Source organism: Rhodanobacter sp. KK11 (genome assembly GCF_033345435.1).
In the GTDB taxonomy this organism is placed as follows: Bacteria; Pseudomonadota; Gammaproteobacteria; order Xanthomonadales; family Rhodanobacteraceae; genus Rhodanobacter.
On record NZ_JAWPMI010000005.1, the window covers coordinates 97,085 to 113,831 of the forward strand.

Annotated in this window: 15 protein-coding genes; 5 read left to right on the plus strand and 10 right to left on the minus strand. The window is 69.8% G+C overall.

Going from position 1 to position 16,747, the window contains the following annotated elements; genetic code table 11:
- Positions 1 to 209 precede the first annotated feature (209 nt).
- From ssb to R5H19_RS13985, 10 genes are all read right to left on the minus strand, one after another.
- The gene (gene ssb, locus R5H19_RS13940) at positions 210 to 728 is read right to left on the minus strand and encodes a single-stranded DNA-binding protein (protein WP_318159627.1); all 519 of its coding nucleotides are present in this window, start codon (positions 726 to 728) and stop codon (positions 210 to 212) included.
- Between the two features lie 174 nt (positions 729 to 902).
- A complete protein-coding gene (locus R5H19_RS13945) occupies positions 903 to 1,592 on the minus strand; it encodes a response regulator transcription factor (RefSeq protein ID WP_318159628.1) in 690 nt (229 codons plus the stop codon).
- Entirely contained in the window at positions 1,589 to 4,252 is a 2,664-nt protein-coding gene (locus tag R5H19_RS13950) for a sensor histidine kinase KdpD (RefSeq protein WP_318159630.1), read from the minus strand. The genes R5H19_RS13945 and R5H19_RS13950 overlap by 4 nt, the downstream gene beginning before the upstream one ends.
- 39 nt (positions 4,253 to 4,291) lie before the next feature.
- Positions 4,292 to 4,876, minus strand: a complete 585-nt coding sequence (kdpC, locus tag R5H19_RS13955; RefSeq protein WP_318159631.1) for a potassium-transporting ATPase subunit KdpC — start codon at positions 4,874 to 4,876, stop codon at positions 4,292 to 4,294.
- A 9-nt stretch (positions 4,877 to 4,885) separates the two neighbouring features.
- A complete protein-coding gene (locus tag R5H19_RS13960) occupies positions 4,886 to 5,683 on the minus strand; it encodes a TorF family putative porin (protein WP_318159632.1) in 798 nt (265 codons plus the stop codon).
- Positions 5,683 to 7,755: a potassium-transporting ATPase subunit KdpB gene (gene kdpB / locus R5H19_RS13965; RefSeq protein WP_318159633.1), complete on the minus strand. Its 2,073-nt coding sequence runs from the start codon at positions 7,753 to 7,755 to the stop codon at positions 5,683 to 5,685. The genes R5H19_RS13960 and kdpB overlap by 1 nt, the downstream gene beginning before the upstream one ends.
- A gap of 3 nt (positions 7,756 to 7,758) precedes the next feature.
- On the minus strand, positions 7,759 to 9,561 hold the full coding sequence (gene kdpA / locus R5H19_RS13970; RefSeq protein WP_318159634.1) for a potassium-transporting ATPase subunit KdpA: 1,803 nt from the start codon (positions 9,559 to 9,561) through the stop codon (positions 7,759 to 7,761).
- Positions 9,558 to 9,650, minus strand: coding sequence for a K(+)-transporting ATPase subunit F (gene kdpF / locus R5H19_RS13975; RefSeq protein ID WP_318159635.1), 93 nt, complete (start codon positions 9,648 to 9,650; stop codon positions 9,558 to 9,560). Before kdpF ends, kdpA begins: the two co-directional genes overlap by 4 nt.
- A 265-nt stretch (positions 9,651 to 9,915) precedes the next feature.
- Positions 9,916 to 10,881: a VTT domain-containing protein gene (locus R5H19_RS13980; RefSeq protein ID WP_318160197.1), complete on the minus strand. Its 966-nt coding sequence runs from the start codon at positions 10,879 to 10,881 to the stop codon at positions 9,916 to 9,918.
- Positions 10,882 to 10,997: 116 nt separating this feature from the next.
- Positions 10,998 to 12,203 (minus strand): MFS transporter, encoded by a 1,206-nt coding sequence (locus R5H19_RS13985; RefSeq protein ID WP_318159636.1) that lies wholly within the window; start codon positions 12,201 to 12,203, stop codon positions 10,998 to 11,000.
- 133 nt (positions 12,204 to 12,336) lie between these two features.
- Between R5H19_RS13985 and R5H19_RS13990 the strand changes: the two genes are divergently transcribed.
- From R5H19_RS13990 to R5H19_RS14010, 5 genes are all read left to right on the plus strand, one after another.
- Complete coding sequence (locus R5H19_RS13990; RefSeq protein ID WP_318159637.1) at positions 12,337 to 13,338, plus strand: polyprenyl synthetase family protein; 1,002 nt, start codon at positions 12,337 to 12,339, stop codon at positions 13,336 to 13,338.
- Positions 13,339 to 13,613: 275 nt separating this feature from the next.
- The gene (locus R5H19_RS13995) at positions 13,614 to 14,234 is read left to right on the plus strand and encodes a YceI family protein (protein ID WP_318159638.1); all 621 of its coding nucleotides are present in this window, start codon (positions 13,614 to 13,616) and stop codon (positions 14,232 to 14,234) included.
- Positions 14,231 to 14,812, plus strand: a complete 582-nt coding sequence (locus R5H19_RS14000) for a cytochrome b (RefSeq protein WP_318159639.1) — start codon at positions 14,231 to 14,233, stop codon at positions 14,810 to 14,812. The genes R5H19_RS13995 and R5H19_RS14000 overlap by 4 nt, the downstream gene beginning before the upstream one ends.
- On the plus strand, positions 14,809 to 15,354 hold the full coding sequence (locus R5H19_RS14005) for a YceI family protein (protein WP_318159640.1): 546 nt from the start codon (positions 14,809 to 14,811) through the stop codon (positions 15,352 to 15,354). Before R5H19_RS14000 ends, R5H19_RS14005 begins: the two co-directional genes overlap by 4 nt.
- Before the next feature lie 9 nt (positions 15,355 to 15,363).
- Entirely contained in the window at positions 15,364 to 16,728 is a 1,365-nt protein-coding gene (locus R5H19_RS14010; RefSeq protein WP_318159641.1) for a GTP-binding protein, read from the plus strand.
- The last annotated feature ends 19 nt before the right edge of the window (positions 16,729 to 16,747 follow it).

Consider the following 16,747-nt stretch of genomic DNA (forward strand, 5'->3'; position numbering starts at 1 on the left):
CCGCTTTTGGGCATCGCACCGCTGCCGCATGCTGGCGCCGCTGCATGGCTTCTTCCACGATCCGTGGCCACGGGTGGACGCCGGATCCTCCGAATGACCAGGGGCGCGCCGGAACCGGCGCAGCCCGTCGCAGCAGCCGGCGGTAAAGAAAAAGCCCCGCAGAGCGGGGCTTCCTTGGATCTTGATCACCACTACAGATTAAGTGTTCGCTAGAACGGGATCTCGTCGTCCGCGAAGCCGCTGTCGGCCGGGGCCGGGGACTGGCGCGGCGCATTGCCGTAGTCGCCGCCGCGCGACTGGCCGCCACCGTAGCTGCCACCACCACCCTGGCGCTGGCCACCGCCCTGCGGGCGCTCGCGCTGGTATCCGCCGCCCGCGCCGCCTTCACCACCGGGGCCGCCGAGCATCTGCATGTCGCTGGCGATGATGTCGGTCGAGTAGCGCTCGATGCCCTGCTTGTCGGTGTACTTGTCGGTGCGCAGCGAGCCTTCGATATAGACCTGGCGACCCTTCTTCAGATACTCGCCGGCGATCTCGGCCAGGCGGCCGAAGATCTTCACGCGGTGCCACTCGGTGCGCTCCTGCTTCTCGCCGCTCTGCTTGTCGGTCCACGACTCGGTGGTGGCCAGGTTGAAAGTGCAGATGGCGGTGCCGCCGCCGGTGTGACGCATTTCGGGGTCCGCGCCGAGGTTGCCGACCAGGATGACTTTGTTGACGCCGCGTGCCATGGGAATGCCCTCGTTGAGCCGGCCGTACGTAAGGGATGATTACGGCCGGAGTTGATGGATCAGGCTGGCTATCATAACCGCGGGAAGGGCCGAGTCCAGACGCGGAAAACCTGAACCGCGGGTCGGCGCCGTCCGCTGCCGCCGGTCGGCGCCGAGCGGCGAGTGCCAGGGCGTTCAGTTCGCGATGAAGCGGTAGCCCACGCCGGGCTCGGTCTTCAGCCAGCGCGGGTGGGCCGGGTCGTCACCCAGTTTCTGACGCAGCTTGCCGATCACGATACGCAGATACTGGCTGTCGCTGGTGTGGGTTGGCCCCCACACCTCGCGCAGCAGCTGCTGCTGGGTGACCACGCGACCGGCGTGCTGCAGCAGCAGCGCCAGCACCGCGTATTCCTTGCGGGTCAACGCCAGCGGCACACCGTCCAGACTCACTTCGCGCCGGGCCAGGTCGACGGCCAGATGGCCGTCGTCGTAACGCGGCAGGTGTTCCGGCTCGCCCGGCCGGTTGCGCAGCAGTGCGCGCAGTCGCGCCATCAGTTCCTGGATGCCGAACGGCTTGGTCATGTAGTCGTTGGCGCCGTGGTCCAGCGCGCTGACCTTTTCGCTCTCGGCGTCACGCACCGACAACATCAGCACCGGCAGCTGGCTCCACTGGCGCAGCTCGGCGAGCACCGCGTGGCCCTCCATGTCGGGCAGGCCGAGGTCGAGGATCACCAGGTCCGGCGACTGCGTGGCCGCCAGCGCCAGGCCCGCCGCGCCGGTGGCGGCCAGCAAGACCTCGTAGCCCTCGGCGCGCAGGCCGATGTCGAGGAAGCGGCGGATCTGCGGCTCGTCGTCGATCACCAGCACGCGGGGCGAGGAGTTCATGGCGCACGGTCGGGTGGCGGGGGCAGCGGCAGGATAATGCGGATCGTGGTGCCGCCGCCGTCGCGCGGCAACGCTTCCACGCTGCCGCCATGCGCGCCGATCATGCCGCGGCAGATCGCCAGGCCGAGGCCGGTGCCCTGGCTGGCACGGTCGCCGCGCGACACCGAGTAGAACATGTCGAAGATCAGCGCCCGCTCCGCCTCCGGGATGCCGGGGCCGCGGTCGCTGACGTCGATCAGCAACCGGTCGCCCTCGCCGCGCACCACCACTTGCACCGCTTCGTCGGCCGGCGAGAAGCGCGCGGCGTTCTCCAGGATGTTGAACAGCGCCTGTTCGATCAAGGCCGGATGCACGAACAGCAGCAGCACGTCGGGCGGCAGCAAGATATCCACCCGCAGCGACGGGAACAGCTTGCACAGGCGACCGACCGCGGCGGCGACGATCTCGGCGACATCGGTCCAGTCGCGGTTGAGCTTGAGCGTGCCGTGGCCGAGCCGGGTCATGTCGAGCAGGTTCTGGATGTAGCGGTCCAGCCGCTGGCCCTCGCCCAGGATCGCCTCCAGCAACTCGCGGCGCTCGCCCGGCGGCAGCTGTTCGCCGTAGCTGGACAGCGTGCCGGCCGCGCCGATCATCGAGGCCAGCGGCGAGCGCAGGTCGTGCGACACGGACGACAGCAGCGCGTTGCGCAGGCGCTCGGTCTCGCCCTGCACGCGGGCCCCCTCCAGTTCGTCGGCCAGGCGTGCGCGCTCCAGTGCCTGGCCGATATCCTGCACCATCGCCAGCGCCAGGCTGCGCTGGTCCTGGTCGGGTGCGCCGTTGTCCGCGGCAAGCCGCAACGCGGCCACGCCGAGCCGGTTCTCTTCGCTGCCGAACGGAAGCATCCAGTACGGCGCGGCATTGAGCGTGTCGGTGTGGCGGCCGGCCGGTGCCGCGTGCCGCTCGCACCAGTCGGCGGCGGCCAGGTCCTGCGCCGACAGGGCCACTTCGCGCGGGGCGAAGGCGGCCACCTGCAGATTGCCGCCGGCGTCGCGGGTAAGGATCGCCACCTCGCCGCGCAGGGCCTGCGCCAAGGCATGTGCGCCCACCTTGCGGATGCCCTCGGCGTCGGCGCTGGCGGCCAGCCGCTGGCCCAGCGCCAGCAGCGCGCGCGACTGCGTCTGGGCGGCGCGCAACGACTCCACCTGGCTGGCCAGCCGTGTCGCCAGGTGGCTGCACACCAGCGCCACGATCAGGAACAGGCTGACCGCCAGCACATCGTCGAGATTCGCGATGGCCAGCGTGTAACGCGGCGGCGCGAAGAAGAAGTTGTCGCCGAGGAAACACAGGATGGCGGTATAGACGGCCACCGCCATGCGCGTGCGCACCGCCACCGCCAGCACCGCGGTGAGGAAGATCAGCGACAGGTTGGCCACCGACAGATAGCGGTCGGCGACAAACGACAGGCCCAACGCGGCCAGCGTGGCGAGCGTGGCATAGACATACTCTCTGCGCGAACCGCGCCCGCCGGGAAAGCGCAGTCGTCGCCGCGACGCCGCCCGCTCGCTCGGCGTGGCGATGATGGTCAGCTCCAGGTGCGCGCCGCGGCGCAGCAGCTGCTGGGTCAACGAGCGGCCGAGCATGCGCGCCAGCGGGCGCTCGCGGGTACGTCCCAGCAGGATCTGGCCCACGCCCTCGCGGTCGGCATGCGCCAGCAGTTCGTCGGCGATCGACGCACCGCGCAATACCACCGTATCGCCGCCGAGCCGGCGCGCCAGCCGCAGCGCCGCTTCCAGCCGGTCGCGCCGGGCCGGTTCCAGCCGCGCGCCGGTGTCGACGAAGGCTGCGCTCCACGGCGCGCCGCGGCGCTCGGCAATGCGCCGCGCCACCCGCACCAGGTACTCGCTTTGCGCATGGCCGTCGATCGCCGCCAGCACGCGGCGACGCACCGGCATCGTGCCGCCGCGCGCCAGCATCGACTCGCGCAGGTCGTTGTCGACGTGGCCGGCCATGGTGTCCATCGCCAGCTCGCGCAGCGCGCCCAGGTTGGTCGGCGAGAAGAACGCATCCAACGCCGCCGCCGCAGTCTCCGGCACGTAGACCTTGCCCTGCTTCAGCCGCGTGATCAGCTCGCGCGGCGGCAGGTCCACCAGCACGATGTCGCGGGCGCGGTCGAGGAATGCGTCCGGCACCCGCTCGCGTACATTGATCCCGGTGATCCGGCGCACCTGGTCGGCGAGGCTTTCCAGGTGCTGCACGTTCAGCGCGGTATAGACCTCGATGCCGGCGTCGAGCAGCTCGGCGATGTCCTGCCAGCGCCGCTCGTGCCGGCCGCCGGGCAGATTGGTGTGCGCCAGTTCGTCCACCAGCAGCACGGCCGGGCGCCGTTCCAGCGCGGCATCCAGATCGAATTCCGTGAAATCGCGGCCCTGGTAGTTCACCCTTCGACGCGGCAGCACCTCCAGCCCGTCCAGCAGCGCCTCCGTCTCGGCGCGGCCGTGCGTCTCGACCAGGCCGACCACCACGTCCACGCCCTGCCGCTTCAGCTCGCGCGCGGCCGACAGCATCGCATAAGTCTTGCCGACGCCCGGCGCGGCGCCGAGGAACACCTTCAGCCGTCGGTCGGCGTCGTGCACCGTGCCCAGCAGGGCATCGGCACGTGCTTCGCGGGAGGGTTCGCTCATGCCAGGGTCGGTCCGTGGAATGGCGCTACGGTAGCGCGATCAGCTGCCGTGCGCCTGCGCCGCATCCAGCGCCAGGTTGAGCTGCAGCACGTTCACCCGCGGCTCGCCGAGCAGGCCGAGCTGGCGGCCGCGGGTGCAGGCGTTCACCAGCGCCTGCACCCGTGCGGGACTCAGCCCGCGCGCCCTTGCCACCCGCGCCAGCTGGTACTGCGCCGCGGCGGGACTGATCTCCGGATCGAGTCCGCTGCCCGAGGCGGTGACCAGGTCCACCGGCACCGGTGCATGGTTGCCCGGGTCGGCCGCACGCAGCGCCGCAATGCGCTGCTTCACCGCCTCGGTCAACGCCGGATTGGTCGGGCCCATGTTGGAGCCCGATGAAGCGCTGGCGTTGTACGGATTCGGCGCGGTGGCCGATGGTCGACCCCAGAAATACTTCGGCTCGGTGAATGATTGCCCGATCAGGGCCGAGCCGGCCGGCGTGCCGTTCTTCACGATCAGGCTGCCGTTGGCCTGCCCCGGAAAGATCAGCTGCGCCAGTCCGGTGGCGGCCAGCGGATAGAGCACGCCGGTGATCGCGGTCATCAGCAACAGCAGGACGATGGCTTGGCGCAATAGCTTGCTCATGGGACGTCCTCAGAAACTTCCTTGCAGCATCACGAAGCCGCGCAAACCGCCGACATTGCGCGTGTCGCTGGCATCGAGGAAGCTGGCAGTGCGGCGGTAGAAATCCGCGTTGGTGGCGTAGCTGAGGCCCGCACTCAGCGACCAGTGCGTGGCGACCTGGTACTTCAGCGTGACACCGACATCGCTGTAGCCGGGGTCGCGCGCGCCATCGGCCAGCGGCGTCGCCAACCTGGTGGTGTAGTGCGTGTGGCCGGCGTGCAGCGCCAGGCTCCATGCGTCGCCCAGCGCGAACGTGGCGTCCAGCTGCAGGTAGCCGGTGCCCCTGGAATCACTGCGATAACCCTGCTCCGTGTCCACCCCGAAATAGTCGGTGAGCGCGCGGTTGTACTTCAGCGTGAACTGCTTCCAGCTCAGCGCGACATTGGCCTCGGCAGTGTTCAGCGAGCGCGACGGCAAGCCGGCGTGGTCGAGATTGGCGCCGGGGTAGACATAGGCATAGATGCCGGCACGCCACGACCAGTCACGGTTGATCGCCTGTCCGTAGCTGGCATACAGGTCCAGCTCCATCGCGCCGCCGGGATAGCTGCGCTCGCTGACGCTGGAAGCCCAGAAGCCGGCCGCGAAGCCGGCCGGATCGGCGTAGTCGGCGCCGCCCTGGATCGCCGGCCGCCCCCAGCTCTGGGTGAGGCCGCGGAACAGGTAGTCGGAGGCCAGCGCGGCATTGCCGCTGACGTTGCTTGCCGGCATGCCGCTGGCGAGGTCGGGGACGAGTAACGCGGCGAGCGTGACGATGACAAGGCTGCGCATCAGGACAACCCCAGCAGGACCAGCAACAGGTCGACCAGCTTGATGCCGACAAACGGCACCACGATGCCGCCCAGCCCATAGACCAGCAGGTTGCGGCGCAGCAGCGCGGCGGCGCCGAGCGCGCGGTACTTCACGCCCTTCAATGCCAGCGGAATCAGGCAGACGATGATCAGCGCGTTGAAGATCACCGCCGACAGGATCGCGCTCTGCGGCGTGGCCAGACGCATCACGTTGAGCGTGTTCAGCGCCGGATAAGTGGTCGCGAACGCGGCCGGGATGATCGCGAAATACTTGGCGATGTCGTTGGCGATCGAGAACGTGGTCAGCGCGCCGCGGGTGATCAGCATCTGCTTGCCGATCTCCACCACCTCGATCAGCTTGGTCGGGTTGGAGTCGAGGTCGACCATGTTGCCGGCCTCTTTCGCCGCCTGCGTGCCGGTGTTCATCGCCACCGCCACGTCGGCCTGGGCCAGCGCCGGCGCGTCGTTGGTGCCGTCGCCGCACATCGCCACCAGCCGGTTCTCGGCCTGGATGCTGCGGATGAGTTTCAGCTTGGCTTCCGGCGCGGCCTCGGCGAGGAAGTCGTCGACGCCGGCCTCGGCGGCGATCGCCGCGGCGGTGAGCGGGTTGTCGCCGGTGATCATGATGGTCTTGATGCCCATCCGGCGCATCTCGGCGAAGCGCTCCTTGATGCCGCCCTTGACGATGTCCTTCAGCTCGATCACGCCCAGCGCGGCCGCGCCATCGGTGACGACCAGCGGGGTGGCGCCGCGCCGCGCGATGTCCTCGGCCATGTGCCTGACCGATGGCGGCAGGCGGCTGCCGTTGGCCTCCAGGTATTTCTCCACCGCGTCCAGCGCGCCCTTGCGGATGAGCCGCGTGCCGATGTCCACGCCGCTCATGCGGGTCTGCGCAGTGAACGGCACGAACTGCGCATGCAGGGTTCCGAGCTGCTGCTCGCGCAGGCCGAAGCGGTCCTTCGCCAGCACGACCACGCTGCGCCCTTCCGGCGTCTCGTCGGCCAGCGAGGCAAGCTGCGCGGCTTCGGCCAGGATGCTCTCCTCCACGCCGGGCGCGGGCAGGAACGCTACTGCCTGGCGGTTGCCCAGGGTGATCGTGCCGGTCTTGTCCAGCAGCAGCACGTCGACATCGCCGGCCGCCTCGACCGCGCGGCCCGAGGTGGCGATCACGTTGGCGCGGATCATCCGGTCCATGCCGGCGATGCCGATCGCCGACAGCAGTGCGCCGATGGTGGTAGGAATCAGGCACACCAGCAGCGCGATCAGCACGGTCAGCGTGATCGGACTGCCGCTGCCGGCCACCTGCACGCTGTAGATCGAATACGGCAGCAAGGTGGCACAGGCGAGCAGGAAGATCAGGGTGAACTTCGCCAGCAGGATGGTCAGCGCGATCTCGTTCGGCGTCTTGCGCCGCCTGGAACCTTCCACCATCGCAATCATGCGATCGAGGAAGCTTTCGCCAGGGTTGCTGGTGATGCGCACCACCAGCCAGTCCGACAGCACGCGGGTGCCGCCGGTGACCGCGCTGCGGTCGCCGCCGGACTCGCGGATCACCGGCGCGGATTCGCCGGTGATCGCGCTCTCGTCCACGCTGGCCGCGCCGATCACCACCTCGCCGTCGCCCGGCATCTGCTCGCCCGCCTCGACCAGCACGTGGTGGCCGCTGCGCAACTCGCCGGACGGCACCAAGGTGATCGCCGCGTGGCGGTGGGGCATGGCCAGCTTCTTCGCGATGACATCCTTGCGCGAGCCGCGCAAGGCATGGGCCTGCGCCTTGCCGCGCCCTTCCGCCAGCGCCTCGGCGAAGTTCGCGAACAGCAGGGTGAACCACAGCCACAGGCTGACCCAGAAGATGAAACCCGTGGGCGCCTCGCCATGGCCGGCGAGCGCCTGCGCCCACAGCAGCGTGGTCAGCACGCTGCACACGAACACCACGGACATCACCGGGTTGCGGAACTGCACCCGCGGCGACAGCTTGCGGAACGCATCGGCGACGGCCGCGAGCACCAGCTCGCGATGGAAGCCACTTGCAGCTCGAGTGTGTGCGGCCATGCTTCAGTGCCCCGACATCAGGGACTCGGCGATCGGCCCCAGGGCCAGCGCCGGCAGGAAGGTGAGTGCACCGACCACGATCACCACGCAGGCCAGCAGGGTGACGAACAGCGGTGTGTGCGTGGGCAGCGTGCCGGCCGATGCGGGCACATGCCGTTTGGCAGCGAGCGAGCCAGCCATCGCCAGCATCGCGATGGCGAGCGGAAAGCGCGCGAGGAACATGCACAGGCCCAGCAGCACGTTCCAGAACGGCGTGTTGGCCGAAAGGCCGCCGAACGCGCTGCCGTTGTTGTTGGAAGCGGAGCTGACCGCGTAGAGGATCTCGCTGAAACCGTGCACGCCGGGATTGGCCACGCCCGCCGCGCCGGCCGGCGTCATCACCGCGATCGCCGTGCCGATCACCACCAGCGCGCACGGCAGCAGCACCGCGAGGTTGGCCATCTTCATCTCGTAGGCTTCGATCTTCTTGCCCAGGTATTCAGGCGTGCGACCCACCATCAGCCCGGCGATGAACACTGCCACCACCGCGAACGCGAGCATGCCGTACAGGCCCGAGCCGACGCCGCCGAAGATCACTTCACCCAGCTGCATCAGCCACATCGGCACTAGGCCGCCCAGTGGGGTCAGCGAATCGTGCATCGCGTTCACCGCGCCGCACGAGGCGGCCGTGGTGATCGCGGCGAACAGGCCGGACGAGGCGATGCCGAAGCGCGTCTCCTTGCCTTCCATGTTGCCGCCGGCCTGCAGTGCCGAGGCCTGCGCATCCACCGCCAGCCCGTGCAGCGCCGGGTTGCCGGCCTGCTCGGCGGCGACCAGGCTCAGTGCCAGTGGCACGAAGATCACCAGCATCGCGGCGAGGATCGCCCAGCCCTGCCGCCGGTCGCCGACCATCTGGCCGAACATCACGCACAGCCCCCCAGGGATCAGGAAGATCGCCAGCATCTCGACGAAGTTGGACAGCGGCGTGGGGTTCTCGTACGGATGCGCCGAATTCGCATTGAAGAAACCGCCGCCGTTGGTGCCGAGCATCTTGATCGCGACCTGCGAGGCGGCCGGGCCCATCGGCAAGGTCTGCGTGAGGACCGGCGTTTCCCTGGTCACGTCATGGCCGGCGGCATCCTTCACGGCATGGCCCGCAGCGTCCTTCACCGCCTCGGCATAACTGCTCGCCTGCACCACCGACACGTCGACATACGGCCTGAAGTTCTGCACCACGCCCTGCGAGGCCAAGAACAATGCCATCAGCAGTGACAGCGGCAGCAGCACGTACAGCGTGGCGCGGGTCAGGTCGACCCAGAAGCTGCCGAGCCCGCCCGCGCCGCGCCGCACGAAGCCGCGCACCACCGCCACCAGCACGGCGATGCCGGTGGCCGCCGAGAGGAAGTTCTGCGCCGCCAACCCCAGCACCTGGGTCAGATAGCTCATCGTCGACTCGCCGGCGTAACCCTGCCAGTTAGTGTTGGTGGCGAAGCTGATCGCGGTGTTCATCGCCGAATCCGGCGCCACGTTGCCGAAATGCTGCGGGTTCAGCGGCAGCCACTGCTGCACGCGCTGCAGCAGATAGACGGCCAGCAGGCCGAGCACGTTGAACAGCAGCATCGCCAGCGCGTAGCGCTTCCAGCCCATGTCCTCGTCGCCGCGAATGCCGGCGAGGCGGTACAGCAGGCGCTCGACGCCCGACCCGGCACGCGTCAGCCGGTTCGGCGCCTCGGCGAACACCAGTGCCAGGTAACTGCCCATCGGCTTGAGCAGCAACAGCAGGACGGCCAGGTACAGGCCAACCTGGACGAAAACGTTGGCGCTCATTCGAACCACTCCGGCTTGAGCAGGGCCACGCACAAGTAACCCGCCAGGGCCACCGCGATCAGGGCCGCCACGAAGTACAGAACGTTCATCGGTCGATCTCCCGCACAGCAGCGATGCAGGCCGGGTCGCCGCGCAAGGCGGCAACGTGGCTCAGGGGCGCCGCCCCAGCCGGTCGCAGATCAGCAGGAAGCCGAGCGCCGCGGCGAACAGCGCCAGCAGGAACAGCAGGTAGACGACATCCATGGGCTGCGAACCACCGTCATTGCGACGGTGGGCATTGTCGGCAGCGGCGCATAAGAAAGGGGTAGCGATCCGGCCGGCCGGCGTATGGAACGCGTAAAGAAACGCCGCGGCTCAGGCGGTCGTCCGCAGCGGGGGTAAATCGGCGCCAGCGCCCTCCAGCCGCATGACCGGGTAGCCTGCCGCGTCCCAGGCATCCAGCCCGCCCAGCAGCGGGCGCACGTGCCGGTAGCCCTGCGTCATCAGCGCCTTGGCCGCCATGGCGGCAGAGGCCTCGTTCGGACAGTTGCAGTAGATGACCAGCTCGCGCTCGAGCGGCACGTCGTGCACGGCCTGGTCGATGCCGTCGAGCCCGGCCAGCAGCGCGCCGGGGATGACGCGCGCATCCACCCGGCGGGCGGCGGGCGAGCGCACGTCGACGATGACCGGCGGCATGCCTTCACCGGCCAGGCGGTTGAGCTCGTCCACCGTGATGCGCGCCGTGCGCAGCGTGCGCAGCAGGCGCCGGCGCCGCCACCAGCGCAGCAGCACGTAGAGCGCCAGCAGCCCGGCCAGCAACTCGATCGCCAGCGTGCCGGCGCTGGCGATGGCGGCCAGCAGGCTGTCGATCTGCGCGGCGAACAGGTAGCCGAGGCCAACCGCCAGCGCGGCCCACCACAGCGACCCCAGCCCGTCGAACAGCACGAACATCGGCAGCCGCAAGCCCATCGCGCCGACCAGCGAGGACGACACCGTCGACAGCCCGGGCACGAACTTGGCGATCAGCAGCACCCGGCCGCGCCAGCGCTGGAAATGCAGCTCGGAGCGGGCCACGCACGAATCCGGCGACAGCGAAATGCGGCACAGCAGGCGCATCACCCCGGCGCCGTAGCGCCGACCGGCGCTGAACCAGGCCAGGTCGCCCAGCACCGCGCCCGCCACCGCCGCGCCGATCGCCGCCGCCGGTGCCAACTGCCCGCCCGCCACCAGAGTCCCAGCCACCACCAAGGTCGGCACTGCCGGCAGCGGTGCGCCGAGCTGGGTCAGCAGCACGTTGAGGAACACCAGCAGCACGCCGTATTCGGTGATCAGCGCAATGATTTCGTGGGCCATCGGGATGGTTCTCGGCGGGCATGCCGGCGGGGCGCAGCAACCCATGATTGGGCCGCCTCGCGGCTATTGCAAACCACCCTCGCGGCCGCAACGGCCGCGCCCGCCTAGGCGAGGTGCGCCTGCGCCGTGGCGGCGCGACGGGTGATCCCGCGCGCGCCGGTGATCACCAACGGCAGCCACAGCAGGGTCAGCGCGGCGGCGCAGACGAACACGCCGTCGGGACCGAGCCGGCCCAGCGCGATGCCGCCGAGCGCGCCACCCACGAACGCGCCGATGAACTGACTGGTCGAATACGCACCCATCGCCGCGCCGCGCAGCTGCTCCGGCGCCAGCCGCGAGACCAGGCTGGGCAGCGCCGCCTCGAGCAGGTTGAAGGCGGAGAAGAACACCGCCGCGGCCACGCCGAACGCGGCCAGGTGGCTGCCGGACAAGGCGAAGCCGAGCAGCGCCAGGCCGATCGCCACCACGCACACTGTGACGATGCGCAGGCTCTGCGCCACCTCGCGCATGTGGTGCAGGCACACGCCCATCACGAACGCAGCCACCGCCATCACCGGCAGGTACAGCTCCCAGTGCCGGCTCACCGGCAGCTGCAGCGTGTCCGCCAGTAGCAGCGGCAGGCCCACGAAGCTCGCGGTGAGCAGCGCATGCAGGAAGAACACCGAGCCGTTCAGCACCAGCATGCGGCCGTCGCGCAGCATCGCCAGCACCGCACCGACGCCCGCCGCGGCCGGCGCCCGCGCGCGCACCGGCGTGGGCACGATCAGCCACAGCAGCGCCAGCGAGGCCAGCGCCAGCAACGAGGTCGCGGCGAACAGGCCGGACAGCCCGGCGATCGCTTCCAGCGGCGGCCCCAGGATCAGCGCCAGCAGGAACGCCAGTCCGATCGACACGCCGATGATGCCCATCGCCTTGCCGCGGTTTTCCTCGGCGGTGAGGTCCGCCGCCAGCGCGATGCCGGCGCCGGCCACCGCGCCCATGCCCTGCACCGCGCGGCCGACGGCGATGCCGGCCAGCGTGTGCGACAGCGCCGCGATCAAGCCGCCGATGGCGAACAGGATCAAGCCCAGGGTGATCGCCGGCTTGCGCCCGATCCGGTCCGACAGCAGCCCCAGCGGGATCTGCAGCAGCACCTGGCCGATGCCGTACACGCCCAGCGCCAGACCGATCATGAAGCCGCTGGCGTCGGGCATCACCTTCGCGTACAGCGAGAACACCGGCATGATCAGGAACAGGCCGAACAGGCGCAGACTGATCACGCAGGCCAGCGTCACCGCGCTGCGCAATTCGGGGCGGGAGAGTTTGCTCACGAAACCGTGGACATCGGGAAAGTCATGTCCGGCATTATAAGGTGCGTCCCCGGGACCCGGGTTTGCGGCGACATGTCGCGGCGCAGGTTCCTGCACCCCCTATAATCGCGGGCTACGCCGCCGTGACGCCTCCATGAATTCGATGCCAGCCGACGCCATCCGCCCCGCCGACTTCGCCCAGGTGAGCAGCCTCGCCGCCGCCGACATGCAGCGGGTCGATACGCTGATCCGCCAGCGACTGTCCTCCCACGTGGTGCTGATCAACCAGATCGCCGACCACATCATCGGCTCCGGCGGCAAGCGGCTGCGCCCGATGCTGCACGTGCTGGCCGCCGGCGCCGCCGGCTATCGCGGCGAGCATCACGTCAAGCTCGCCGCAATCATCGAGTTCATCCACACCTCCACCCTGCTGCACGACGACGTGGTCGACGAATCCGATCTGCGCCGCGGCCGCCAGACCGCCAACGCGCTATGGGGCAACGCCGCCAGCGTGCTGGTGGGCGACTTCCTGTACTCGCGCTCGTTCCAGCTGATGGTGGAACTGGACGACATGCGCATCATGCGCATCCTCGCCGACACCACCAACACCATCGCCGAGGGCGAGGTGCTGCAGTTGCTCAACATCGGCAACGCCGACGTGGACGAGGCCGCCTACCTGGCGGTGATCGAGCGCAAGACCGCGGTGCTGTTCGCCGCCGCCACGGAACTGGGCGGCCTGCTCGGCGGCCTGCCGGAAAACCAGGTGGCGGCGCTGCGCGACTATGGCATGCAGCTGGGCTACGCCTTCCAGATCGCCGACGACCTGCTCGACTACACCAGCGACGCCGGCACGCTGGGCAAGAACATCGGCGACGACCTCGCCGAGGGCAAGCCCACCCTGCCGCTGATCTACGCGCTGGAGAAGGCCAGCCCGGAACAGGCACAGTCGCTGCGCCATGCCATCGAGCACGGCGGGCTGGATTCGCTCGACCGCATCGTCGCCGCGATCCGCGATTCCGGTGCGCTGGAGCGCACCCGCGAGTGCGCCCTGCGGCACGCCCGCGCCGCCCGCGACGCGCTCGCCACGCTGCCTCCCTCGGCCTACCGTGACGCCCTGGCCGCGCTGGCCGACTATTCGGTGCAACGCACGTTCTGATTCCCCGCGACAGCGCTCGCCTTCGACAGGCAAGGTCAAAAGCACCCCCTCCTGACCTCCCCCTGCTGCGCAGGGGGAGGGACCGGACATGGAACACCGGGCCCTGCATCGCAGGGGAAGGCTGTGGCCGAAGGGAATCCCTTTGGGGAGGGTGGGGTCGCTCTTCGGCTCGCCTCCGTCCCTGGCGCCGCGCCCGCCATTGGCTCGCCCGCGGAAACCCATCGTTCAGCTCCCGACGCTGGAAGCACCGCCACCGATCGGCCAGACTTCGCGGCATGTTCCGTCTGCGCTCAACCCGCTGGCTGTGGTGTCTTGCGGCAATCCTGTTGCCGCTGGCCGCGACGCATGCCGCCGAAATCGGCTGGCGCTATGACACGGTGCACAGCCAGGTCGTCTTCAGCATCAGCCACAACGGCTACTCGCGGCCGTTCGGGCGGCTGCACATCGCGCGCGGCTGGCTGCGCTTCGACCCCCACGACTGGAGCACGGCGGCGACCGAACTGGACATCGACCTGGCCAGCCTGGACATGGGCGACGCCGACTGGAACCGGGCGGTGTGCAAGCCGGCCCTGCTCGACTGCGCGAACCAGCGCTACGCGCACTTCCGCAGCACCGCGGTGGAACGCACGGACGACCGGCACGGCGTGCTGCACGGCGAGCTGACCCTGCGCGGCGTCACCCGCCCACTGGAGCTGGCGTTCACCTTCAACCGCGCCGCGCGCACCATCTTCGAAGCGCACGAGGTCGCCGGCTTCTCGGCCACCGCCAGCCTGGACCGCAACGACTTCGGCATCACCGCCAACCCCAACTCGATCGGCGCCAATGTCAGCGTGTGGCTGGAGCTGGAGGCGATACGCGACGATCATGCCGTTCCACCACGCAAGGAAACACCATGAGTCTGCGCAGCAACGACCGCCAGTGGGGTTCGGTCGCCAAGTTCTTCCACTGGATCATCGCGCTGGGCATCCTCGGCAACGGCCTGTTCGGCCTGCTGATGGACCTGGCGCATTCGCCGATGCAGAAGATCAACTGGCTGGCGCTGCACAAGTCGATCGGCCTGACCGTGCTGGCGCTGGCGCTGCTGCGCATCGCCTGGCGCTGGGCCGACCGTCGCCCGCCGGAAGAACCGGCGCCGCGCTGGCAGCAGCTGGCGGCACGCGCGGCGCACGGTGCGTTGTACGTGCTGATCGTGGCGTTGCCGCTCAGCGGCTGGTGGTTCAACTCGGTCACCGGCAAGCCGCTGCAATGGTTCAAGCAGTTCAACCTGCCGGCGCTGGCGGCAAAGAACGACGCCTGGCGCGACTTCGCGCACGGCGTGCACGAGTACCTGTTCTGGTTGCTGCTGCTGGTGCTGCTGGCGCACGTCGGCGGCGCGCTGAAGCATCACCTGACCGACCACGACGACACGCTGCGCCGGATGCTGCCGTTCGCCCGCCTGCGCCGGCGCAATCCTTCCGAAGGAGACTCCCGATGAAACGTCTTGCCCTCCTGCTGGCGCTCGCGCTGCCCGGCGCCGCCACGGCCGCCGACTACACGGTGCAGCCGGCGTCCAGCACGCTCGGCTTCAGCAACACCTTCCAGGGCGAGTCGTTCGACGGCCAGTTCGGCCAGTGGACCGCCGCGATCCGCTACGACCCGGCCAATCTCGCCGCGTCGAAGTTCGACGTGGAAGTGACCCTGGCCAGCGTGAAGACCGGCGACAGCGACCGCGATACCGCACTGCCCGGCGCGGATTTCTTCGACGTGGCGAAATTCCCCAAGGCGCACTTCGTCACCACCGGCTTCCGCCGCAGCGGCGGCAAGGTGATTGCCGACGGCACGCTCACCCTGCGCGGCGTGAGCAAACCGGTGAGCCTCGAGGTGGCGTTCAAGCCGCAGGCCGGCGGTGCCACGCTGGACGTGGCCGGCACGGTGAAGCGGCTGGACTTCGGCGTGGGCACCGGCGACTACGCCGACACCTCGGTGATCGGCGGCGAGGTGAAGGTCACCGCGCACCTGCAGCTGGCGCCGAAGTAAGCCGCCGCGATGGCGCGCGACACACTGTGGCGGCGGCTGCGCGGCTGGATCCGGCCTGATCCGGGCCACCGCTTAGCCGTGCCGCCGGCTCGCGACGCCGCCGGTTCGACGCAGGTGGCCGACAGCCTGCGCGCACTGCTGGACGACCCGACCATCCCGGCCGCAGTGCGCGGCGAACTGGCCGGCGACTTCGCGCGCATCGAGGCCATGCTGCACAAGCTCGAACGCGGTGAATTGCATGTCGCCGTGTTCGGCCGCGTCTCCGCCGGCAAGTCGGCGCTGGGCAACGCGCTGCTCGGCCGCGAGGCGTTCGCGGTGGGCGTCCTGCACGGCACCACCACCGACGCCGACCACGCCATGCTCGACGAGGCGCAGCACGGCGGCCTGGTGCTGATCGACACGCCCGGCATCAACGAGCTGGACGGCGAGGCGCGCGAGCGGCTGGCGTTCGAGGTGGCCGAGGTCAGCGACCTGGTGGTGTTCGTCGCCGACGGCGACCTCACCCGCGAGGAGCTCGACGCATTGAAGACCCTGGCCGCCACCCAGCGCCCGCTGCTGCTGGCGCTGAACAAGGCCGACCGCTACGGACCGGACGAACTGGCCGACCTGCTCGAACACCTGCGCCGGCGCGTGGCCGGCCTGGTACGTGCGGAAGACGTGCTGGCGGTGGCGGCGCGGCCCGCGCCGCAGCGGGTGGTCGAGGTCGACGCACGCGGCCACGAACAGGTGCGCGAGCAGGCGCGCATGCCCGACGTCGCCGCCCTGCGCGAACGCCTGCTGGCGATCGCCGCGCGCGAGGGCAAGACGCTGTCGGCGATCAACGCCGGGCTGTACGCCGGCCGGCTCACCGACCAGGTCAGCGCGCGCATCGCGCAGACGCGCCAGACGGTGGCCGCGAAACTGATCCGCCAGTACTGCCTGGCCAAGGGCGTGGCGGTGGCGTTGAACCCGGTCCCGGTGGCCGACCTGCTCGCCGCCGCGGGATTGGACGCGGCGATGGTGGTGCAGCTGTCGCGTGTCTACGGCCTGCCGCTGACCCGCGCCGAATCCGGCCGGCTGGTGGCGGTGATCTCGGCGCAACTGGCCGCGCTGATGGGCGCGATCTGGGGCATGCAACTGGTCGCCTCGGCATTGAAGGGCATCAGCGCCGGCCTGTCCGTCGTAGTCACCGCCGCCGCGCAGGGCGCGCTGGGCTGGTACGCCACCGTGCTGATCGGCCGCGCCGCCGAACGCTACCTGGTCGGCGGCAAGTCCTGGGGCGAAGCCGGCGCCAAGCGCGCCGTCGCCGACATCGTCGCCGGCCTCGACCGCGACTCGATCCTGCGCGAGGCGCGCGAGGAAATCCTCAAGCGGCTGAAGTCGCGCCGCGCATAGCTCCATGTCCTCCCCCTGC